The 21,104-nt window shown below is 58.2% G+C and carries 19 protein-coding genes; 10 read left to right on the plus strand and 9 right to left on the minus strand.

Features of this window, described 5'->3' with window-relative positions:
• Positions 1-7 precede the first annotated feature (7 nt).
• The 7 genes from NA78x_RS23505 (at position 8) to NA78x_RS23535 (ending at position 5,776) form a co-directional block, all read left to right on the plus strand.
• Complete coding sequence (locus tag NA78x_RS23505; RefSeq protein WP_425614825.1) at positions 8-1,033, plus strand: type II secretion system F family protein; 1,026 nt, start codon at positions 8-10, stop codon at positions 1,031-1,033.
• Between the two features lie 27 nt (positions 1,034-1,060).
• The gene (locus tag NA78x_RS23510; protein WP_425614826.1) at positions 1,061-2,401 is read left to right on the plus strand and encodes a type II secretion system F family protein; all 1,341 of its coding nucleotides are present in this window, start codon (positions 1,061-1,063) and stop codon (positions 2,399-2,401) included.
• Between the two features lie 63 nt (positions 2,402-2,464).
• Complete coding sequence (locus NA78x_RS23515) at positions 2,465-2,857, plus strand: hypothetical protein (RefSeq protein WP_425614827.1); 393 nt, start codon at positions 2,465-2,467, stop codon at positions 2,855-2,857.
• Positions 2,854-3,390 carry a pilus assembly FimT family protein gene (locus NA78x_RS23520; RefSeq protein WP_425614828.1) on the plus strand — a complete coding sequence of 179 codons (537 nt, stop codon included), beginning with the start codon at positions 2,854-2,856 and terminating at the stop codon, positions 3,388-3,390. Before NA78x_RS23515 ends, NA78x_RS23520 begins: the two co-directional genes overlap by 4 nt.
• Positions 3,387-3,806, plus strand: a complete 420-nt coding sequence (locus NA78x_RS23525; RefSeq protein WP_425614829.1) for a hypothetical protein — start codon at positions 3,387-3,389, stop codon at positions 3,804-3,806. Before NA78x_RS23520 ends, NA78x_RS23525 begins: the two co-directional genes overlap by 4 nt.
• Before the next feature lie 23 nt (positions 3,807-3,829).
• Entirely contained in the window at positions 3,830-4,867 is a 1,038-nt protein-coding gene (locus NA78x_RS23530; RefSeq protein WP_425614830.1) for a DUF1559 domain-containing protein, read from the plus strand.
• Between the two features lie 408 nt (positions 4,868-5,275).
• Positions 5,276-5,776, plus strand: coding sequence for a hypothetical protein (locus tag NA78x_RS23535; RefSeq protein ID WP_425614831.1), 501 nt, complete (start codon positions 5,276-5,278; stop codon positions 5,774-5,776).
• Here NA78x_RS23535 and NA78x_RS23540 read toward each other — a convergent pair.
• From NA78x_RS23540 to NA78x_RS23575, 8 genes are all read right to left on the minus strand, one after another.
• Complete coding sequence (locus tag NA78x_RS23540; protein ID WP_425614832.1) at positions 5,697-7,016, minus strand: Gfo/Idh/MocA family protein; 1,320 nt, start codon at positions 7,014-7,016, stop codon at positions 5,697-5,699. The genes NA78x_RS23535 and NA78x_RS23540 overlap by 80 nt on opposite strands.
• A 141-nt stretch (positions 7,017-7,157) precedes the next feature.
• On the minus strand, positions 7,158-7,457 hold the full coding sequence (locus NA78x_RS23545) for a hypothetical protein (RefSeq protein WP_425614833.1): 300 nt from the start codon (positions 7,455-7,457) through the stop codon (positions 7,158-7,160).
• Positions 7,458-7,493: 36 nt separating this feature from the next.
• The gene (locus tag NA78x_RS23550) at positions 7,494-9,512 is read right to left on the minus strand and encodes a DUF1549 and DUF1553 domain-containing protein (RefSeq protein ID WP_425614834.1); all 2,019 of its coding nucleotides are present in this window, start codon (positions 9,510-9,512) and stop codon (positions 7,494-7,496) included.
• Between the two features lie 237 nt (positions 9,513-9,749).
• Complete coding sequence (locus tag NA78x_RS23555) at positions 9,750-10,712, minus strand: DUF1559 domain-containing protein (protein ID WP_425614835.1); 963 nt, start codon at positions 10,710-10,712, stop codon at positions 9,750-9,752.
• A gap of 172 nt (positions 10,713-10,884) precedes the next feature.
• Positions 10,885-11,298, minus strand: coding sequence for a carboxypeptidase-like regulatory domain-containing protein (locus NA78x_RS23560; RefSeq protein ID WP_425614836.1), 414 nt, complete (start codon positions 11,296-11,298; stop codon positions 10,885-10,887).
• A 355-nt stretch (positions 11,299-11,653) separates the two neighbouring features.
• The gene (locus NA78x_RS23565) at positions 11,654-13,084 is read right to left on the minus strand and encodes a DUF1501 domain-containing protein (protein WP_425614837.1); all 1,431 of its coding nucleotides are present in this window, start codon (positions 13,082-13,084) and stop codon (positions 11,654-11,656) included.
• A 147-nt stretch (positions 13,085-13,231) separates the two neighbouring features.
• Entirely contained in the window at positions 13,232-13,753 is a 522-nt protein-coding gene (gene infC / locus NA78x_RS23570; protein ID WP_425614838.1) for a translation initiation factor IF-3, read from the minus strand.
• A gap of 272 nt (positions 13,754-14,025) precedes the next feature.
• Complete coding sequence (locus tag NA78x_RS23575; RefSeq protein ID WP_425614839.1) at positions 14,026-14,559, minus strand: helix-turn-helix domain-containing protein; 534 nt, start codon at positions 14,557-14,559, stop codon at positions 14,026-14,028.
• A gap of 409 nt (positions 14,560-14,968) precedes the next feature.
• Between NA78x_RS23575 and NA78x_RS23580 the strand changes: the two genes are divergently transcribed.
• The 3 genes from NA78x_RS23580 (at position 14,969) to NA78x_RS23590 (ending at position 19,086) form a co-directional block, all read left to right on the plus strand.
• A complete protein-coding gene (locus tag NA78x_RS23580) occupies positions 14,969-16,768 on the plus strand; it encodes a hypothetical protein (protein WP_425614840.1) in 1,800 nt (599 codons plus the stop codon).
• Positions 16,769-17,162: 394 nt separating this feature from the next.
• Positions 17,163-18,578 carry a DUF2157 domain-containing protein gene (locus tag NA78x_RS23585; protein ID WP_425614841.1) on the plus strand — a complete coding sequence of 472 codons (1,416 nt, stop codon included), beginning with the start codon at positions 17,163-17,165 and terminating at the stop codon, positions 18,576-18,578.
• Between the two features lies 1 nt (position 18,579).
• Positions 18,580-19,086, plus strand: coding sequence for a GDYXXLXY domain-containing protein (locus NA78x_RS23590; protein ID WP_425614842.1), 507 nt, complete (start codon positions 18,580-18,582; stop codon positions 19,084-19,086).
• Between the two features lie 20 nt (positions 19,087-19,106).
• Here NA78x_RS23590 and NA78x_RS23595 read toward each other — a convergent pair whose 3' ends face one another.
• Positions 19,107-20,720, minus strand: coding sequence for a WD40 repeat domain-containing protein (locus NA78x_RS23595; RefSeq protein ID WP_425614843.1), 1,614 nt, complete (start codon positions 20,718-20,720; stop codon positions 19,107-19,109).
• Positions 20,721-21,104: the final 384 nt, after the last annotated feature.

Genomic DNA, 21,104 nt, shown 5'->3' on the forward strand with positions numbered 1-21,104 from the left:
AAAAACCTTGTCCCACTTCTCCTCCGCTTCTAACGTCGAAGTCGCCCGCCAGCTGACGCAGGCGACGCGCAGCGGCGTGCAATTGGGAGAAGCACTTTCGGCTGCGGCCGAAGGGACGAGTAACCACCGTTTGCAGCGCGTCCTGCGATCGGTGGCCGAGCGCATCCAGCGGGGCGAACCACTCGAACAGGTTCTGACCAAGGAGTCGCCTCTGCCCGCGACCTTAGCCGGTTTGCTGAAGGCGTCCCTGGTGACGGGCCAGCCAGCGATGGCGATTAGCCAGTGGCTCTTCATTCGGGAACAAGCCCGCGCTCATTGGCAGAACGTGATGGGCGCGCTCTACTATCCGCTAATCTCACTGGCGGCGACCTATGTCTTGTTTCTGTTCTTGTCGCTGTGGTTGATGACCGATCTGCGCAAGATGCTCGAAGAACTCGGACTCACGCTGCCAGAAAGTACTCGTGCCATCTTTTGGCTGATGGATTTCGGAGTTCCCACATCCTTCGTGCTGTTGGGTGCGAGCCTGCTGATGCTCGTCTTGATTCGCTTGATCGGCGGGCGCAGTGGCTGGTCCAGCTTTGTCTCGTACTTGCCCGTGATTGGTCCGCTTTGGCATTGGAGCGGCAGCAGCGAGTTCCTGCGTGCTTTGGCACTGCTTCTCGACCAGCACATTCCGCTGCCCCAAGCGTTGCAACTGACTGCCGCAGGAATTTCGGACGCTGCCTTGGCTCGACATGCACAGAAGTTAGCCAGCAGAGTCGAACAGGGCGCGGCCCTCGCGCAGGCGATGCAGATTGCCCCCGAATTGCCCGCTTCGATCTTTCCGCTGATTCGTCAGGGGGAACGAATCGGTACCCTGCCCGATTCACTTCGTGCTGCTGCCGACATGCTCGAAAGCAGACTGCAGGCCCAAGCCAACATGGTGCTGCACCTGGCCCCGACCGTCGTGTTTTTGATCATTGCCGCCATGGTCATGATGATCGTCGCCGGCTTCATGATCCCGCTGCTGACCCTCATCCGCGGACTAACTTGATTGCTGCGCTGACGCTGCATTGAACTTATGGAACAACTTGGACCACTGGCTCTGTCGATCTTGCTGGTGCCCGGCGTGGCGCTGCTAATGGCGCTGCGCCTGTTCTATCGACGCCAGATGGTCACTTCGTCGAATCAGGCCCGGCTGGCACTTTCGCTGGCCGCTTGGATTCTCATTTATCTCGGCATCTTTGGGGCTGGTATTGGCAGTTTCGCCGTACTGAGTGTCGTCTACGGACCGATCCTGATCGTCTCCATTCTGATGCTCATCGATCGCTTCCGTCGCAGCGAACATCATGCCCTTCTCAATGCACTGGCTTTTGCTACCGAACGAGGCATTCCGCTCGCCGAAACGGCCCGCGCCTATGCGCAAGAACATGCCGGCGATACTGGCGTGCGTGCCCTGTACCTGGCCGAACGATTGGAAGCCGGAGCCACACTCGCCGAAGCCACACGGCAAGCACGCTTGCGATTGAACACGCCCATGCGCTTAGCGGTCAACCTGAGCGATCTCTCGGCACTGCGCGGACTGACCTTACGTTCGCAACTGCAGTGGGGCAGCGATTCCGATTCTGCCTTTCGAACCGTCATTAACCGCCTGATCTATATCTGCGCCCTGTTCCTTGTCCTGCAAACCATCTTGACCTTCCTGATGCTCAAGATTGTGCCAGTCTTTCAAAAGATGTTCGAAGAGTTCGGCATCCAACTGCCAGTGATGACCGAATCGCTGATCGACGTCGCCCGTTGGTCGGTTCGCGGCGGTTGGATGCTCATGGTGCCCTTTATGCTGTTGGGTGCCGCGGGCACGATGATTGGCGTACTGTTTTACTCGGGCTTCTATGCATTTCCGGTGGCCCCGCAGAAGAGTCTACGTACGCAGGCCGCTTCCGCTCCGAAACCCGATGTGATGCGCTTCATGGACTTCCTCTACTCGTTTCGCTTCCTTTTTTGGCGCTACGATTCCAGCCTGGTGCTGCGGAGTCTCTCGTTGCTGTTGAAACAACATCATCCCCTGCCAGAAGCGTTGATGATTCTGGCCAATGTTTATCCACGCCCCAATGTGCGGCGGCGATTAACGCGCGCGGCGCTCGAGGTGAGCGAAGGTCGCGACTGGAAGCAGGCGCTGCGCAACCAATGGCTGCTGGGAAAGAGCGAAGCGGCCGTGCTGGAAGCAGCGGTGCGAGCGGGCAATCTACCTTGGGCCATGGACGAAATGGGCGAAAGTTTGATGCGCCGGCTCACTTACCGGATGATGGTCATTTATCAGTTCGTCTATCCGACGTTGCTCTTATCCTTTGGGGCCTTTGTCGCCTTTGTCTGCATCGCACTCATGTTGCCACTCATCGCTTTGATTCAAGGGCTGACGTAAGTGAGTAACTGCCAAGCCAAATTTCGAGTGAAACGCCGGCCGCAATCGCGACGTGCCTTCACCATGATCGAACTCTCGGCGACCGCCGTCGTGCTGATCGTATGCATGGTGCTGTTCGCGCAGTTATTGGCCCTGGTAGGCAAGCAGGAACGCGTCGCCGCAGGGCGACAGGTTGCCCTGCGGGCGGCAGCAAATCGCTTGGAGCAACTATTGGCCAAAGACTTTGGCGAACTGGCCGTGACAACTGCGAAGGACGAAACAACGCCTGCGGAAGTGCTGAAGCAACTTCCCTCGGCCCAGTTGAGCGTGCAGGTTTCGGCGGTAGAACCACCGGCAGGAGAGGTCGCCGCCAAGCAGATTCGCGTGGCCATCACCTGGCGAGATGCCGCCGGAGTAACGGTGCCGGGAGTGGCGCTCACAGGCTGGAAGCACCAGTCAGCGGAGGCCGCACCATGAACAGGTCCTTTCTGCCCCTGCGGCGCACAAACCGCCGCGGCATCAGTTTGTTCGAAGTGGCCCTCGCCATCTTCGTGTTGAGTTTGCTCGTTTCCATGGCGACCGTCATGTTTGCGTCGCTGTTGAAAGCGCAACGCCAGTTCACACTGCGTGAACGACAGCGGCGTGAGTTTGTCCGCCTCGATGCCATGCTGCGGAGCGATGTGCACGCCGCCACAGCGTCGGTCGCGATCGAGCCAGAGAAATGTGTGCTGAAGAATGACGCGGACGAAACGTGGCGCTACGAGCGTGAAGAGAATTGGCTGGTGCGCGTCCATTCGCGCGGAGACCAGCAGTTGCAACGCGAAGCGTTTTTTGTACGCCCTGGCTCGAAGATCAGTTTCAAGCTCGTGCCCGCTGGTTCGCGGCAACTGATCGAATTGCAGATTCAGGCAGAATCGCCAGCTAGCGGCGCGGGCTCGCGGCAAACGGGCTATTTGGCTCAAGCACTGCTAGGTGGCGGAATCGCTCCCAGCCAGGAGCCCCGACCATGAAGTCGCAAAGCTACCACCACCACCGCCGTCGTCGCGGCGCCGCCATGATGACCGCGATTGTCTTGCTGGCGGTCGTGGTCATCATCATGGGCGTGTCTTTACGTCACGTAGCGACGAGCCAGCGGCTCACTCGCCAGCAAACCTGGCAGATGCAAGCCGAATTGCTGGCTCAAGCGGCCATCGAGCGCGCGCGCCTGCAACTGGCGCAAGACAATGGATTCCGCGACGAAACGTGGACGCCGACGGTCAGCGGTTCGGCCTCGCAAGCCGAGACAGGGCGAGTGGTCATCGCAGTCACCAAGCAGGACGACGAAGCCTATCGCCTGATTGTCACGGCCCTGTTTCCCGATCATCCCGTGCAGCGGGCGCAAGTCCAGACCGAACGAGTCCTCTCAATTCCAACGAACGAAGAATAACAATACTACGAATGGACATCTCAATGCGTCAGCGCATAAATACACGGCGACGCCCAGCGTTCACGCTGGTCGAACTACTCGTGGTGATTGCGATTATCGGAGTCCTGGTGGCTCTGCTGCTCCCGGCCATTCAAGCCACGCGCGAAACGGCCCGACGGGCGCAGTGTGCCCATCACCTGACGCAACTGATTATCGGCGTGCAGCAGTACGAGCAAGCGCACCTGCTCTATCCGCCGGGCACCTTGGGAAAAAAGTCGCCTGTGCAGAACCTGCCCAACGACGATCACCACAATTGGATCGCCCACATCCTGCCCTACATCGAACAGCAGATTGTCTTCAAGAATCTCGATTGGTCGGTGAGCATTTACAATCCGAAGAACTCCGCCGTGTTGGCCGATCCGCCGAAACTTATGCGATGTCCTTCGTCCGTAGTCTCACCCGATCAATACAGCAACTACGCCGCCGCGCACCACGACGTTGAAGTTCCCATCGACGAAAAGAACAACGGCGTGTTCTTCCTCAATAGCAAGTTGCGGTCAGAGGATCTCTCCGACGGAGTTTCCACGACCCTGTTTCTCGGCGAGAAGTTGCCCGACGCTTTTGATTTGGGCTGGCTGTCGGGGACGCGTGCCACGCTGCGAAACGGCGGCCTCATGTTCAATAGCCAGAACTATGCCAATGGCTTGCCCCGGCCGGGTAGCGGGGAAGGCTTCGGTTTGCCGGGAACTGTGGTCGAAGGCTCGGAGCCCAAACATTTCACCAACAGCCCGTTCACCGTTGATCCGCCGGCTTCGCCCGACGGGAGTGGTCTTCCCCCCGACCCCACTTTGCCCGTGCCACCGGAAGAAAGTGGAATTCCGATTCAGCCTGATCCGGTAGCATCTGTGCGGAGTTCGTTGGATGATCCGAAGTATGTCGGACCGTTCGGCAGCGATCACAAAAACGGTATCAACATTGCCTTTGGCGATGGTGCGGTTCGCTTTGTCAGCAGCAGCATGTCGCACGATATTTTCAAGGCGCTGATCAATCGCAATGATGGCAAGTTGGCCCAACAGCCGTAGCGCGCCGGCCCCGCCCTGTCATTTGCGACGGCTACTCCCACCAAGCTCACTTCCGTCAATATATTTTCACAACACAATAAATACATACTTGACAATCGACGACCACAACCCGATAATGTCGGCAAGTTCTTTCACATTTTAAAGGCACATGCGCGGGCGGCCTGTGCGGTTGCGTGAGGTCGCGCTCGCGAGCTGGGGCTGCGGTTGTCAATGAGCGGCCTGTCCAACAATCAGCCCGGTTTTTGGACAAGAAGAGTGAGTTGGAAAAGCTGCCCGCGAGTCGCAAGTGACAACGCCACAGCAACTTCCGACTAACTTCAGAAATGAGAGCCTGTCCAACAACCCTGGCGATTGTTGGACGTTTAGGTGTTGCCGAGAAACGATGACAGATCGATCGAGTGCTACATCATGACTGAATCAACAAAAAGTGGCCGGGCATTTCCGCTGTCGCTGCTGTTTCTGATTCTTACGGCGTGCGCCGTGATGGCGGCGGCCGTGGCACCGCTGGTACGCGATGTGGACCTGCTCGATCCGCCCGAATATCTGCCCGCGATGCTCGCCGGCCTGCTGGCAGGAGCATTTGTCGGGAGCATGATCGGCCTGTTTCAGTTCTATCGCCTACAGGGCGTGCTCTGGGGCATGGGAATTGGCGGCGGCCTCGGCATGACAGTTGGCCTGATTGCCCGCATTCCCATCGATCGCGCGGGCGCGCTCATTCAGGCCGTGATGATTGGCTCCGCGATCTTGCTAATCACGGCCTGGCTCATTCGTCCGGCCAAACATGAACCGGACGAATTGATCACCGCCAGTGACGCCGCCGGCGAAACGCCTAAACTCCCTTCGGCACCGACCAATGCCCCGCGCGATACTTCCGTGTCAGCAGCGACTGATCGGGAGCCTCGCCGGTGAACTCTTCTTTGGTTGGGTCGAAGGTCAACACTCGGTTTTGGCGACAGGCGATATTCGCTAAGTGCGCCAGTGATGCCGAAAGATGCCCTTCTTCGACGTCAGCATGCGGCCGATTACCACTCCGCACACAGTCGATAAAGTTCTGATGGTGGGCAACCAGATCGAACCGCCCAGTACCTTCTTCCAGCAATTTGTTACGCGGGCCGAAGACCTTGAATCCCTCACCTTTACCGAGCAACAGCAGGCCCTTGGTGCCATAAAAGGCATTGCCGTTTTCGTAGCCTTCTTGCACGTAGGGCGACCAATCGCGTTGTTCGTAGATAAGCTGCCGCTTGTTGCCGACCTTGCCATCGCCGCTCCATTCGAAAACGCAGTACTGATTGTCGGGGAACTGCTGGTCGTCATCGAAAAAGAACTTACTCCCCAGTGCAGCGACAGTGTTCGGATGCGTATTCACTCCCAGGCCCCAGCGGGCAATGTCGATATCGTGGACGCCGTCGTTGCCGATATCACCCACGCCGTAGTCGTACCAGAACCGCCAGATGCCCGGCAGCAGGTTCGCCTGGTACTCACGCACCGGCGCCGGACCTTGCCACAAATCGAAATCGAGTTCCGCTGGCGGCTGACTGGCCGATTGATGACCGATATCTCTTCGCAGCTGACTGTTCCAGGCCTTGGCGACGAGCACGTCGCCGATGATGCCCGAGCGAAGCAACTCAATGGCCTTCCTTACGTGAGCTGTGCTGCGCGATTGCGTACCGACTTGCACGACCACCTTGTTCCGCCGCGCGGCGTCGATCAGCAGGCGACCTTCACGCACGTTGTGCGATACGGGCTTCTCGACATAGACATGCTTTTTGGCGTCACACGCCAGAATAGCCGCGGCCGAATGCCAGTGATCGGGAGTGGCAATCCACACGGCGTCGACGGTCTTATCCTGCAACACGTCGCGCAGATCTTTCGTCGCCACAGGCTTGGCCTGACCCGATGTTTCGACCAGGTTGGCAGCGCTCGTCAGGCGGTTGGCATCAACGTCGCAAACGTAGGCGAGCTTGACGTCTTTCCGCTGTACCAGATTCCGCAGATGGTTCGTCCCCATGCCGCCACAGCCAATCAGGCCCACGATCAACGGCTTGTTGGGATCACCAGCCGCTGTGGCGAGAGCAGGGGCGAGTGTGATCGCGCTGGCTGTGGCAAGGGCAGCACCATGCAGAAATTCGCGGCGAGGAAGTTCGCTCATGGCAAGACCTCGGGAGGGGGAGAGACTGGGGCGTGGAAAGAAATGCAGATCGCGCGAAGTTTACTCCTCGCTCGGGCGCAAGGCAATCAGATTATGTCGGCTTGCCTGAGTGGGTCACAGCGGGCCGATGTAACCAACTTGCTACACCAGCTTCATATGCTGCACATTGTGATCGACCACCCACTGCAGCCAGGCTTCGTGATCGTCGGTCAGCGGAATTTCGGCTTTCGAGGCGGCATCGAGGGGCGAGACGATGCAAATGACAAGATCGTCGAGCCAGGTCTTGGCCTCGGCGGGATCGATCCAATATTCACCCTCCGCGAGTTTCGCCGGTGCTCCATGCTCGCCGGGGACCGTCATGAAATAGACGATCTCCATGCGAAACCGCGCGGGCATCTCGAGCGGTGGGACTTCGGGGCGACCGACGGCGACAACATGCATGGTTCACGTACTTCCAGGGCGTTCGTTCCGCGAGGATCAATCGAGATAGATCATCTCACTGCTATTGAGCAACGCCAAGGCGGCTTGCACGAGTGCCGCGCCCTGCAGTGCGTTCTGCTCGTCAGTCCAACCTGTAGGCAGGGCCAGCGTCGAGGTGTCACGTCCTTCGCTCTTGATCGCCGCTGCCTGCTCCGACAAGAACTGCTGCAGCGTCTTTGCTTCGGCCACGGTGGCATCGCGGCCCAAGGTTCGCAGCACCAGTTGCTCGGGAGTACGTGGATCGACTTGCCCGGCAATGTGCTGCGCGGTCGAGAGGACCAGCGACGAGTTGAGCATCAGCAGCGCTTGCGGGGCGGTCGTCGAACGAATGCGAGAAGGGCAGCTCGCGTTGGCGTCGGGACGATCAAAGGCTTCGAACAGCGGATAACGCAGATTGCGTCGCGAGAACAAATAGACGCTGCGGCGGTAATGATCGGCTTCACGTTTGCTGGTCTGCCATTGATTCTTGAGCAACGTACTGGTGAGCTCCGGCGGCAACGGCGGCATCACGCCCGGTCCGCCAGCAGTTCGATCGAGCTTGCCCGCTGCAGCTAACATCGAGTCGCGAATCGCTTCTCCGTCCAGGCGGCGGCGCGGATATCGGCTGAGCCATTCATTCGTGGGATCCTTGGCCAACTTGTTCTGCCAAGCTTCTTTGCCGGTCTCGTCTCCGTCGAAGCGGCTGGCCTGACGATAGACGGCGGACTCCACCATGTTTCGGCGCAGCTGCTTCGTGCTCCACGCCTGACCGGTAAACTCCGTCGCCAGATAATCGAGCAGTTCCGGATGAGTTGGCGATTCTCCCAGCAAGCCGAAATCGCTGGGCGTCGACGAGAGACCGCGGCCAAAGTGCTGCTGCCAAACGCGATTGGCCATGACACGCGCTGTGAGCGGATGCTCGGGCTGCGTGAACCACTGGGCAGCAGCCGCGCGGCGAAACGACGACTTGGTCTTCGGCGGCGCATCGCTGGCAACTGAGGACAGCAGGGCGACAAACGATTCGTCGCCGCGTTTGGCAATGCGTGGCACGTCGGGCTGAAGTTCCGCGCCGGGCCGCCGATGATCGCCCCGTATCCACAGCCGCGCAGGTTCAATCTTGGCATTCTCGCGCAGCCAATCGACCGATTGATCTTTCTTCAGCTGCACAGCCGGTTCGAAGCAGGCCCGCAGACGAAAAAAATCAGCCTGGCTGAGCGGATCGTATTTGTGGTCGTGACACTGCGCACAGCCAAGTTGCAAACCAATGATGACCGACGACACCATGCCGGTCATCTCGTTGAGCAAGTTGTGCCGCCGCTCTTGCTGGTCGTTCACGTCCGGCATATCCGGTCCGGCGAGACAAAAACCGGTGGCAATCTTCGCCTGCTCATCGCCGGGCAACAGTTCGTCGCCAGCTAACTGCAGTTGCAAGAAGCGATCATAAGGAAGATCGCCGTTCAGGTTACGAACGACCCAGTCGCGATACTTCCACGCCGCAGGCCGCACCTTGTCGTGCTCAAAGCCATCGGTTTCGGCAAAGCGTGCCAGATCGAGCCACGCTTGCCCGGCATGCTCGCCGTGCGCGGGCGAAGCGAGCAAACGATCAACAACCCGCTCGTAAGCATCGGGCGCGGGATCGTGCAAAAACGAACTCCGCTCTTCAAGTGTCGGCGGCAGACCGGTTAAATCAAAGGTCACGCGCCGCAAGAGGGTCGAACGATCTGCAGGGGGCGAAAGTGCGAGTTGCTTCTTTGCCAGTTGAGCAAGGATGAACAGATCGATGGCCGTGTTGGCTCCTTGAGCAACATCGTCGATGGTCGGTACGGCGGGTTTGATCAGCGGCTTGAACGCCCAGTGATCTCGATCGGAAGCGGTGATGGGCAGTTCGACGATCGGCCGTTCATCGGGAACGATCTCGCGTTTGGTGTCGGCGATTTCCTCCTGCGCCAACGTCTTGTTCGCGCCCACGATCAGGACCCAGGTGGCAAAGGCTGCCACGACCAGTCGCCCGTTCATAGGAGCAGGCCAAATGCGCATGGTGATACCATCAGATGAAACGATAAGAGAGGCCGCACACCGTCGCTCTTATTCAGAAGCGGCAGTAAGAAGTATACCGTAGGCGATTGAGTGGCGCGTTACAAGAAATCGCCGACAAACGGTCGGCGGCGCGCACCGCGTCTACGGCTCACTGGCCAGGCGGCGAAGAAAGGACGAAGCCGTGGCTGGCGGCTTCGCCCTGCATGTGCAATCGCTGAGGAGTGTTGCGAGAGCAGCTTAGAAATCGGCGAGAGGGTTGCCATCCTGACGATCAGCCAAGCCGGTGAGCGTCGCAAAATCGATGGTTTGCGAAATCATGCGCACCGAGCCATCGGCCAGGACCGACATCACACCGCCGGGATGGGCCGCGAACAACGGAATGTTAACTTCGTAAGACTGCGTATTGCCGGCTGCACCGTAGCCACCCTTAATCGGATAGCGAATGGTCGTCACATTCTGAGTCCAGTTGCGCGCTCCAGCGCCACAGCTCCAAGCGCCGCCCCAGTGATTGCACGAACGACGATCCACTTTGACACCATTGGCGTCGCGTTGGAAATCGCTCTGCTCGCTGGCCATCATGACGTTGCTGGTGCCATCGGTGATGCTATGCAGACCAACCACGAATTCGCTGGTCTGGATCACACCGTTGTAGTTGGTGCGTCCGTAGGTATCGAAGAAGTCACCGGTAGCGACCGTAGTGGCCGTTCCACCCTGGAAATAAGAGCCTTCGATTCCCACATAGTGCGGAGTTTGAATCTCGGTCCCCTTCAACACTTTGGTCTTGGGCAGGGGCGACGACGGGCACCAGAAACCAGGGACGCGCAGATTTTGCATCAGCGTGGTGTTTGGTGAAGGACCGTCTTGCAGAGTCCAGTCGCCCGTGAACGAAGCCTGGCTGAAGGCCGGCTGCTGTTCCATGAACGGTAAAAGGCGAAAGAACCACGAAACTCCGCGCTGCATCGTCGAACCGCTGCCGGCCTGCGGCACGCCGTTGTAAGGCAGAATTTGAAAGGTGTCGTGATACATGTGCGCCGCCAACCCCATTTGCTTGAAGTTGTTGGAGCATTGTGCACGACGAGCCGCTTCGCGCGCGGCTTGCACTGCGGGAAGCAACAGGGCCACCAGGACGCCGATAATCGCAATGACCACCAGCAATTCCACCAGGGTAAAACCCCGCTTCAGGGAACGCGACACACTCATAGCAACTCTCCTCAGCCAGTATGAAAACCGAACAAAAACTGCGTCTGCGGTGATATGCCGCAGACGTGGACGTGACCGAGTTCGTGCCCCGTCATACAGGACTCGAACATGGGGAGAGGATGATTGGTTGCAGCCGCGCCTCCGTTACTAGGGCGGCGAAACGTCGCGCCGACTACTTGCTAGTCAGCGCGAAGTTGAATTCGTTGGGGCCGCTCGCGACCGTCTGCTTTAACGTCGATTGGACGTTGTATTTGGGCGGAAGTGGTTCTTTGAACTGCGGTTCTGAGCCGGGGTTCTCGGGGGCTTGATAATGCGTGGTGATGCTGACTGTGTGTTCGCCCAGCTGGGCACCCTTCACTTCGGGCATAAACGTCAGTTCGTACTTGCCGTTGCTGTCGGTCATCCCTTCTGAGGGACGACCTTGGGCCGGCGTGAATGTCACATGCGCGTTGGGATAGGGCGCACCATCCAGCGTGACGGTGCCGCTCACGAGGCCAAGCTTCGGCAAACCAGGGCCAGTGCAACCGGCGGCAACTAACGCGACTACCGCGAGGGAAACAACGCGAGCCAGACGTGCGGTAAGCAAAGAAATCTCTCCCGAGGGGCCAAGTGGCGAGGCTCATTTGGGAGAGACAAACGAGTAACTCCATTTAGATATGCTCGAACGGTCCATTTGTCGCAAGGCCCACGTTGTCAGCCAGAAGTTGCGTGAACACGAGCACACAGCACTCGTCATGAGTGCGGAACAGCTGGCCAGAGCGACCGAGCTGACTCATTAGAGGGATACACATCCGCAATTCGCGGCATGGTGAAGCGACGTTTTCATTGATGATTCGTCAATGAAGCTCTGTCCGAGCAGCCGCTCGCTCGCACAAATAAAGTTAAGTTTGCGGGAAACCCTTTTGCTGGTGAGAAATCCATTTGCCCCGGTCGTCACCCGTTTAGGCGAGCACTTCGTGCACGACATCCGCTTCGGCGGGGCCGGTGAGGCGTTCTTCAAGACCGTTATGAAAGAAGGTCAGTTCATCGAACTTGAGGCCGAGCAGATGCAAGATCGTGGCGTGCAGATTCTTGATCGGCACGGGTTTGTCTTCGGCCCGCAGACCGACGGCATCGGTAGCTCCATACCGCAGACCCGCTTTCACTCCGCCGCCGGCCATCCACACGGTATAGCCCCAAGGGTTGTGATCGCGGCCGGTTCCTTGCTCGCTCATGGGCATGCGTCCGAACTCGCCGCCCCAGATCACAAGCGTGTCTTTCCAAAGCCCGCGACGTTTCAGGTCGTGCAGCAGTGCCGCAACGGGCTTATCGGTGGCTCGGCAATGCTGCGTGTGATTTGCGAGCACGTCGTTGTGGGCATCCCAGCCATTGGTATCGCCCGAATAGACCTGCACAAAGCGCACGCCGCGCTCGATCATCCGCCGCGCGAGCAAGCAGCGTTGGCCGAACGAACGTGTGTGGTTCTCATCGAGGCCGTACAGCCGCTGCGTCTCTTCTGTCTCGTCCTTCAGATTCACAAGTTCCGGCGCGGTGCTCTGCATGCGAAATGCCAGTTCGTACGCCCGAATGCGCGCAGCCAATTCGTCGTCACCGTCGCGAGCATCGAGGTGCGCGCGATTGAATTGCTGCACCAGGTCGAGCGTCGCCCGCTGTTGATGGCCCGAGAGCTCCTTCGGCGGCTTTAGGTTCAGTAGCGGCGAGTCACCAGGGCGCATGGTGATGCCCTGATAGGTCGCCGGCAAGAAGCCGCTGCCCCACGCAGGCGGGCCACCTTTCACTCCGCCACCAGGATCCGGCAGCACGACATAAGCAGGCAAGTCGCGATTCTCACTACCCAGGCCATACGCAACCCAACTACCGACGCTCGGCCGACCCATTAAAATGCTGCCGGTGTTCATCTGATACACCGACTGCGGATGATTCACACTATCGCCACATACACTGTGCAGCATGCACAGATCGTCCGCCTGCTTGGCAATCTCGGGCAGCAGGTCACTGATCGCGTGACCACTTTCGCCATGTTGCCGCAGCGGCTTGATCGGCGGCAGTAGTGGATTCTGTGCGACCTTGCGCCGTGTCATTACCTCGCCGAACGAATCCGGCAACGGCTTGCCGCCGTACTTGATCAAATCAGGCTTGGCTTCAAACAAATCGACGTGACTCGGCCCGCCATGCATGAAGAGCCAAATCACGCGTTTCACGCGCGGCTCGAAGTGCGGCGGACGCACATGGCTGGTATCGCTCTTTGCTTCACTGGCGCGAGTCTCTTGCGCGAGCATTGACGCTAGCGCAATCGCCCCAAAGCCGCCGCCAGCGCGCGTGAGAAACTCGCGTCGATTACCCATCGCGGTAGAATAGTGCTGCTGAGCCATGACGAATCATCACCGGCGGAGAGAGCGGTCAATTTTCGACACCGCTCGATTATAGCCGGACAAGACCGTCGTTTAGCAAATAGAATTTGCGTACAACACAACCGGCCCGAAGCACGGCTTCGGGCTACATGGCTATGCCGGACCCGCTTATGCCTGCTTCGGCACGACGGTGGCGATCATTCGCTTTTGTTGCTGCGAAGGGGGCGATTCCAGCTTGCCGACTTCAAGCAGCTTGGAGATGACCTGGTCCATGACCTTGCGACCTTCGTCGATGTGCGCGAGTTCGCGACCACGGAAGATCACCGAGACCTGCACCTTGTCTTTGTGCTCGAGAAAACCGAGGGCCTGCTTGACCTTGAATTCGATATCGTGGTCGCCGGTCTTGGGGCGCAGCCGAATTTCTTTCAGCTTCGGATGATGGGCGGTGTGACCCGACTTTTTGTTTTGCTGATACTTGAACTTGCCGTAGTCCATGATGCGGCAGACAGGCGGCCGATCGTTGGGCGCAACTTCTACCAGGTCCAAGTCCGATTCGCGCGCTTTGGCGAGTGCAGAATCGACGGGCATGATGCCCAACTGAGCCCCATCGGCTCCAATCACACGTACTGGAGAAATTCGAATTTGCTCGTTGATGCGAGTCTTCTGGTCGGCTGGAGGGATCGCAGGCACCCTTTCGAAATCAAGGTAAAAAACGCGACGGATTCGGCGGACGTCGTTGACCGCCCATCAGGCCGCTGGAACAGGCAAGCATACCATAATCGTAGGTCACACTTACGCCGAAGCCGCCCTAAGGCAAAGTCCGGCAGCGCAACGCGTTACTAGTATTCGCTATCGGAGCAAGTGAAGTCAACAGTACTGGCACGAAAGAGCCCCGGAAAAGCAACTCCGGGGCTATTCAGGAAAAGACATTACGCCTGCCAGCAGACTCGCGAAAGAGCGATTTAGTCGCCGTCGTCGCCATAATCGCCGGCGTCGAGCGAAATCGGATGCTGGGCAATCCGGCCCATTTCGTCCAATGTCCGGCGCTGACCCACGCTGTGCCACGGGCCCACTTCTCGCAGTTCTGGCATGATTTCGACCAATTGGTCGATCAGGTTTTCGGCCATTAGCTTGGTGTTGCTGGTCGAAGCATCTTCGAGAATGGCAGCGGCCGTCTTCATCAGCCGCACCATGCGAGCCCGCTCCATCACGGGGCGAGAAAGAGGCTCTTCGGTCTCGACGAGCAATTCGCCAATCGGAACTTCCAACGCCGATTGCCAGCGGTAAAGGTCACTCAGTCGCAAATCGGAGGTTGATTGCTCTTGGGCCCGAATTGTCCGCACATCCAAACCGAGATGCCGCGAAGCGGTTCGCAGCGTCATTCCTTGTTGCAGCCGCACTTCTTCAATGCGATGCAGCGGCTGACCGGGCGCATTTCCTTTACGAGGCGGCCCTTGAGAATCGTAACGAACCACGCTTAACTCCGCAGTCGACATACCCGGCTCCTTTAACGCTGCCGTGGGCAACGGTCTCTGTTCCTCTGCCCGCGGCTGACACTTGCTAGACAGAAAAATCCGCTAGCGATGCGCAGCGACGCTCAGAGAAATGGATGCGCAGCGAGAGGCGCGCGTTCCCTGTGGCTGCAACCTTTTCTCCCCGAATCGGAGAAAATTTCTGGAAAAATCGTTCGCCGGCGCGCCAAAAGGTTGACAGCGTTTGGCCGGCTACCTTCTGACACTATCGCTAACTGCTTGATGATGCGGCGGTTGCGAAAAGACGATTTCAACTGGCTTTTCTTCCTGGCGTTTTGCTGGCAACAGCCGCCCGACCCACAGCCGGATGACTATAATTTTCTGCTGACATTCCCACCTCCGCGATTCTTCGCTGCCCTGTTCTGAGATTGCCATGAAGTTCTCTCTCCGTTGCCAGAATTCTCGTCTCCACTTGCTGGCTGTTAGCCTAATTGCCCTGAGCCTGTTCGCTTCGACTACCACTGTTGTTTGGGCTCAGGCGGGCGCAGCTGGCCCGCTGCTAAAGCTGCTGCAAAGCGGCCGAGTGCCGAAAGAACGACAGCCGCAAGTAGTGGAAATGGTTGTCACGCGCGGTGGCCCCGACGATCTGGCATACATCGTGGGCGAAGTGATCAAAGACGATGCTTTTGCTCCCGCATTGCGCCGCCAATCGCTCGCCTGGCTGGCCGATGCCGCTCGCGTTCGCAAAGTGCGACCCAGTGGCGACTTGAGTGCGATCAAGCAACTCCTTTCGGGCGACGTGACCAAACGCGACCCGGCCATCATCAGCGGAGCCATCGAACTGGCCGGCCTGTGGAAAGTCGCGGCCGTTCGCCCGCAGTTGCAAGAGTTGGCTCAAAACGACAAAACCCCGGCCCGCTTGCGACAGGCAGCCATCGGCGGACTCGTCTCACTCGGCGATGCAGAGAGTAAGCAGACCATTCGCGAACTGGCTACGAAGGGAAACGCCGTTCAACTGCGCTTGCTTGCCGCCGCTGAACTGGCGGCCATCGATCTCGATGCAGCGGCTACCGCCGCGAGCACGATCATTCCCGCCATCACCTCGAAAGAAGATCCTGCTCCTCTCTTAGATGCCATCCTCGGCCGCAAAGGTGGCGCCGAGAAACTGGCCGCGCAATTGAAAGATCAAAAGATTCCCGAAGAAGCTGCCAAAATCAGCTTGCGGCACATGTACAGCGTGGGTCGCAGCGATGCAGCGCTCTCGGAAGTATTGAGCAAAGCAGCTAACATCGCGCTCGATGCCCCGCCGCCAACACCCGAAGAAGCATCGAAGATCGCTGCCGAGGTCCTGGCAAAAGGGAACGCGGAACGAGGCGAGCAAATCTTCCGTCGCAAGGATCTGTCGTGCATCAAGTGCCACAGCATTGCTCAAGCGGGCGGACAAGTTGGTCCGGAACTGACTGCGCTCGGTTCCATTTCACCAGCCGACTATGTGGTGAACTCGATTCTCAATCCGAACCTGGCCATCAAAGAGCAATACGTCACGCGTGTGCTGCTCACCACCGATGGCGGCGTGGTAACGGGCATCGTGATTGACCGTGACGATACCCGCGTTCGCCTGCGCGATGCTTCCGGCAAATTGCTGACGATCGCAACGGCCGATATCGAAGACGAAGCGGAAGGAAAGTCCCTCATGCCACAAGGACTGACCAAGTTCCTGACGCACGATGAGTTTCTCGACCTGTCTCGCTTCGTCTCGGAACTCGGCAAGCCCGGTCCCTATGCCGTACGCAAGATTCCCACCGTGCAGCGCTGGCGAGTGCTATCCTCGCCCGACAAACAACTGCTCGATGACGTGCCGAACGTCGAAGTGCTGCGCGAGCAAGTGCTCGACACGCCCGACTCCGCCTGGAACGTCGTCTACGGCATGGCTGGCGGCGACTTCCCGCTCGCCGAGTTGAAATCGACTGGCGAAGCTACTGCCATTTACCTGCAGGGACAATTCGAAGTGGTCGATGCCGGCGAAGTAGAACTCGAACTCACCGCGCCAACAAGTACCGTCTGGTGGCTCGATGCCGAGCCCTTCGAAGGCACCACGCTCGCCAAACGCGAGATCCCCGCCGGCAAGCATCGCATCACCCTTCGCATTCCCAAGCCTGAAGGCCGCCTGCGCCTCGAAATCCGCAAGCCCGCCGGCTCTGCCGCCAACTACACCGTCCTCGGCGGCCAATAGGCTGCCTGCGATCGTCGGTGTCACCTACGGTTCAGTAGTCGTCTTGCGCCAGCAATTCACGGCTTCTGCGATCGAGAGGGCAACGATGGTGCACCACAGACAAACAGGATGATGGCTGCTGGAAATGACCATACCGCTGCAATCAGCGGCGGTGCCAGGTACACCACCAGCATTAGCGCACGGAATGAGTATCGCATGGCAAGAATTCTACCATCAGTCGCTGGGCCATCATCAAACGCGACCGACCGACCACCAGCCATCCTGTGCCCGACCACGCACTGCCACAAGATATGGCCCTCGCGCCACGAAGGCGACGGAATGTTGCCTTTAAGGTTGCGGTGCTATTCTTGCTGTAAAATGAAATGGCCTCTCTTCACCACCCGGGTAACGCTTCATGTCCGAACGCCGTCCGATTCCTCTTGAAACTCGGCAATGGCTGATCGGCGAGTTAGAGTTCTGGCAGCAAGAGAAAGTTCTCCGGCCTGAGCAACTGCCACAGATTTTGAATCTGTACGAGACTTCTGCCAGCGAACAAGATTCGCGGCACAACTGGTTCGTCATTGTGCTCTGTAGCCTGGCGGCTTTGCTCCTTGCAGCCGCTGTGATGTTGCTCGTTGGGTTCAACTGGGATCAGATCCCGCCTGCGGGTAAACTTGCGATCATCTTTGGTGTGCTCATCGGAACTTACAGTGTCGCCTTTGGCATCTGGCGCTGGGGCAACAAGCGGCTGGCCGAAACGGTTTTCTTTCTCGCCGCGATCTTCTATGGCGCGGCGATTTGGCTGATCGCGCAAGTCTTTCATATGAGTGCGCACTATCCTGACGGCTTCTTTTGGTGGGCTTTGGGCGTGTTGCCACTGGCGATTCTGCTCGACACCCTGCTGTTGCACGCGCTGTTCGCGGTGCTACTGGGGACCTGGATTGGCTCCGAAGTGATTGGCTATGGCCACTTGGGCGCGTTGCTCTTTGGGGTGCGCTGGAACTGGATTTCGAATGGAGCGTACCTGGCGCCGCTCATGGCGCTGCCAGGAATGTGGCTGGCCTATCAGCGGCGTTCGGTTGCAACATTGGCGATCTACTTGCCGTTGCTGGTGTGGTGGATCTGCCTGCAGCCAATCGGGTGGCGCTGGCACGACGAGATGGCTTACTTCGTTGGTGCGGTGGGAGCGATGTTGCTGATCTTGGGAGAAAGTCATTTTGCCGGCAGCAAATTCGCGATTCCCTACCGCATGCTGGGAGTGCTGCTCTTCGGCAGTGCCTTGCTGCCGCTCAGTTATCACCGGTACTACGATTGGTGGCGATACGAACAAACTCATGGTCTGCTCACCGCAATTGTGATTGCCTCTCTGACCGGCCTGGCGATGGCTGCGGCAGAATACGTTCGCTTCCGCTGTTTGGAGGCAGGCCAGTTGAAGGAAGCCGATCGGTTTGCAGAGATTCGACAACGACAATGGCTGCCGCTGAGCCTCGCCGCCGTGATGGCAGGTCTTGCGCTGATACCAGTGATGGAAGGTGGCGGCAACTTTCGTAACGCCGATCCACTTGTGTCGATCACTTCAGCGCTCATCGCCAATGCAGCCATGATTGCACTTTCGATCTGGCTGATGTGGATTGGCGTCCGTGATGATCGAGGGCAACCGTTTTTCGCGGGCGTCGGCTATTTTCTCCTCTGGATGATGCTGCGGTATTCTGACTTGTTTGGGTTTGAGGCAGGCATGCTCGGAGCTGCTGCCTTGTTTGGCGCGTGTGGCGTGGCCATTGGTGGCTTAGCTTGGTTCTGGCAGCGAAGAAAGCAGGTGGTGCATGTTTAGCATGAGCAAACTCGTACTGGTCGCCCTGACGGCTGTAGCTCAAGTGGGTATCTTGGCGGGGATGATCTTCGTCGACAGCTTGCCCCTGCGATTTGGCGAAACCGTTCGGCTGAAAGTGGCACCGGTCGACCCACGCGATTTCTTTCGCGGCGACTACGTGATCCTGAGTTACGATTTCTCGCAATTAGAACCTAATACGATTCGAGGGCTATCCGATTCTGAGTACCAATGGAACGATGGCCGCGATGTCTATGTCAGTTTAAAACCCGCTCCTGATGGCCAATACTGGATCATGCAAAAGGCGAGCGCTGAACAGCCGAAGAGCGGAACCTGGATTCGAGGCACGCTTCGAGGCTGGAACCGAGTCGACGCGGGCATCGGCGCGTATTTCGTCCAAGAAGGCGAGGGACTGAAAATCGAACAGGCCATTCGAGACCGGCGACCGGTGTTTGCCGACGTTGCAGTCTGGAAAGGGACTGCGAGATTGAAGAAAGTCGTCGTCGAATGAATGGAGGCACCGATCAAACCTCACTGCACCATGACGGGTAGGGCAAGCAGATCTTCGGCTTTCGGAATGAAGTATGGCAGGTTCAGGCGATTGAGTTGCAAGCCGAGGTTTTCGAGCATGCTTTCCCGAACCGTGGCGTCGTTGATTTCCTTCTTAAAGCTGGTGGAATTCGTCGATTTCAACACATCTCGCCAGATCGGTTCGGCTTCGCCAGCAGCAATGATCTCCACCGAGGCAGTTCCGTTGGCTTCGGTCGCTTTGTTGCCAGTATCGCGACCTTGAAAATCGAAACGCGAGGTGCGCTCGTAAATGGGCAGCAGCTCACCTGCTTTTTCCGAAACGGTGATCCGAAAAGTCGTAGGCTGACCGGGTTTTACCGCAACGCCGTCTCGCTCGAGGCGCTTGGTCACGGCTTCGGTTACGACTTTCGTCAATTCAGCGATATCGCCGCGAGCCTGGTCCACTTTCACCTCGATGCTCACCGCCTGATAGGGCGCTAAAATGGCCGGAGTGCGCGAGGCCATCGCTTTCAAGCTCTTACGCAAGTCTTCCCAGGGAATCGTAAATGTATCGAGGCTCCCCGCCTCGCCGAACAGGCCGAACAACTGATCCTTGCTCAAGGCGACCGCCGAAGCATCCCGCCCCAGCTTCATGACTGCACGCTTGGAGGTGCGATCGACAATCATCTGGTTCACGAGCCAGCCTGTTTTTTCGGGCAACCAGACGATGGGGGTTTGGTCGCGCGACTCTGGAATTGGAATGTCGAGCAACATCTTTCCTTGACGACTCCAGCAGATCAAACGCGGGTGAGGATGCGTCGTGAAGCAAGCGATTTCGTCGCTGTCGGGCGAGAAACTGAGAGATTTGGTCCAAGCCAAGGCAAACCGGGCTGCCATCATCGCTTGCCGAGCCGAAGGATTGGGTTGCCCGGCCCGTGGATTCGGCAAGCCGCGATTTCCCTTGGCGACGGTCACAGGCGCGGCTAACGACAACTGCGCTTGGACTTTGCCAGTCGCTGTGTCGCACACCACAGGGCCTTCATCGCCCACCATGCAAAAGCTGCGGCCGTCGCCCGAAAAGCTGACCTTCTCCCATTCGATCCGTTGGCCGGCGAGTGGAATCGACTTCTTCTTCGCTTTCGTTTCCAAGTCCCAGACGTCGAGCGAATTGTTGTCGGTGCTATTGGCAATCAGATACTTGTTGAAGGAGAACACCAGCAACGTGTCGCGAGCGGAGGCCTTTGGGATCTCCATGACCGACTCGCCCGTCTGGGCATTAAAGACCAGAATCTTTTCCCCTTCCTGTGACATGCGATTGCAGACGGCCACGTACTTGCCGTCGCCGCTAAGCGCACCCATGCGAAAGAGCAGATCCGGCACGGTGAGTGAACAGACTGCCTTGCCGGTCGAGATCTCGTGAATACGGTTGCTGATTAACACGACCGGGCAACCAGGACCGCCGAAGGTCACCGATTTGGCATTCAGGCCGGGAATGGACAGCCCGTTCAAGAGAGATGCAGCCTTGGCAATTGCCGCTGGCTTGCCGGCAAAGGGATCTTCTTGGGCCACGATCGCCACCGGGACACAGAAGACCAGGAGCCCAAACACCAGTACGCCCATTCGAGTTGATGTCATTGTGTTGCACCCGAGCATGGTAGAGAGAAATCGCGGCCTCAATATAAAAGAGTAGTGATTGCTATCCAAATAAAAAATCTGCGCGAAATCCCAGCAGACCTGCTGCCCTTAAAAATGTGAGTTTTGGCATTTGACAAAGAATCACGCGTCGAGCAGATTCCAGTTTGTGTGCGTGAGCAAGCGATGCAGAAGCGACCGCGAATAGCGACGAGACGCCAGCGCAAAAAGTTCGCGCACTGGTCCGTCGCAGTACCCCATCAATCGCGCCAAAAAACTTGATTCACTGAGCAATCCATGACCAGCCATCCGTATCAATTAGCGGCAACGAAATTCCCTTTGGACCGACAAGGAATGGAGACCGAAGGGCAAGAAGTGGCGAGCGGA

This window comes from Anatilimnocola aquadivae (genome assembly GCF_049819085.1).
Lineage (GTDB): Bacteria > Planctomycetota > Planctomycetia > Pirellulales > Pirellulaceae > Anatilimnocola.

Excerpts from the sequence above, each read along its gene's own strand:
- NA78x_RS23540 (WP_425614832.1), bottom strand. The coding sequence starts at position 7,016 with ATGAGCGAACTTCCTCGCCGCGAATTTCTGCATGGTGCTGCCCTTGCC.
- NA78x_RS23595 (WP_425614843.1), bottom strand. The coding sequence starts at position 20,720 with ATGACATCAACTCGAATGGGCGTACTGGTGTTTGGGCTCCTGGTCTTC.
- NA78x_RS23530 (WP_425614830.1), top strand. The coding sequence starts at position 3,830 with ATGCGTCAGCGCATAAATACACGGCGACGCCCAGCGTTCACGCTGGTC.
- NA78x_RS23525 (WP_425614829.1), top strand. The coding sequence starts at position 3,387 with ATGAAGTCGCAAAGCTACCACCACCACCGCCGTCGTCGCGGCGCCGCC.
- NA78x_RS23520 (WP_425614828.1), top strand. The coding sequence starts at position 2,854 with ATGAACAGGTCCTTTCTGCCCCTGCGGCGCACAAACCGCCGCGGCATC.
- NA78x_RS23550 (WP_425614834.1), bottom strand. The coding sequence starts at position 9,512 with ATGCGCATTTGGCCTGCTCCTATGAACGGGCGACTGGTCGTGGCAGCC.
- NA78x_RS23510 (WP_425614826.1), top strand. The coding sequence starts at position 1,061 with ATGGAACAACTTGGACCACTGGCTCTGTCGATCTTGCTGGTGCCCGGC.
- NA78x_RS23565 (WP_425614837.1), bottom strand. The coding sequence starts at position 13,084 with ATGGCTCAGCAGCACTATTCTACCGCGATGGGTAATCGACGCGAGTTT.
- NA78x_RS23585 (WP_425614841.1), top strand. The coding sequence starts at position 17,163 with ATGTCCGAACGCCGTCCGATTCCTCTTGAAACTCGGCAATGGCTGATC.
- NA78x_RS23575 (WP_425614839.1), bottom strand. The coding sequence starts at position 14,559 with ATGTCGACTGCGGAGTTAAGCGTGGTTCGTTACGATTCTCAAGGGCCG.
- NA78x_RS23590 (WP_425614842.1), top strand. The coding sequence starts at position 18,580 with ATGAGCAAACTCGTACTGGTCGCCCTGACGGCTGTAGCTCAAGTGGGT.
- NA78x_RS23545 (WP_425614833.1), bottom strand. The coding sequence starts at position 7,457 with ATGCATGTTGTCGCCGTCGGTCGCCCCGAAGTCCCACCGCTCGAGATG.
- NA78x_RS23535 (WP_425614831.1), top strand. The coding sequence starts at position 5,276 with ATGACTGAATCAACAAAAAGTGGCCGGGCATTTCCGCTGTCGCTGCTG.
- NA78x_RS23580 (WP_425614840.1), top strand. The coding sequence starts at position 14,969 with ATGAAGTTCTCTCTCCGTTGCCAGAATTCTCGTCTCCACTTGCTGGCT.
- NA78x_RS23515 (WP_425614827.1), top strand. The coding sequence starts at position 2,465 with ATGATCGAACTCTCGGCGACCGCCGTCGTGCTGATCGTATGCATGGTG.
- NA78x_RS23555 (WP_425614835.1), bottom strand. The coding sequence starts at position 10,712 with ATGAGTGTGTCGCGTTCCCTGAAGCGGGGTTTTACCCTGGTGGAATTG.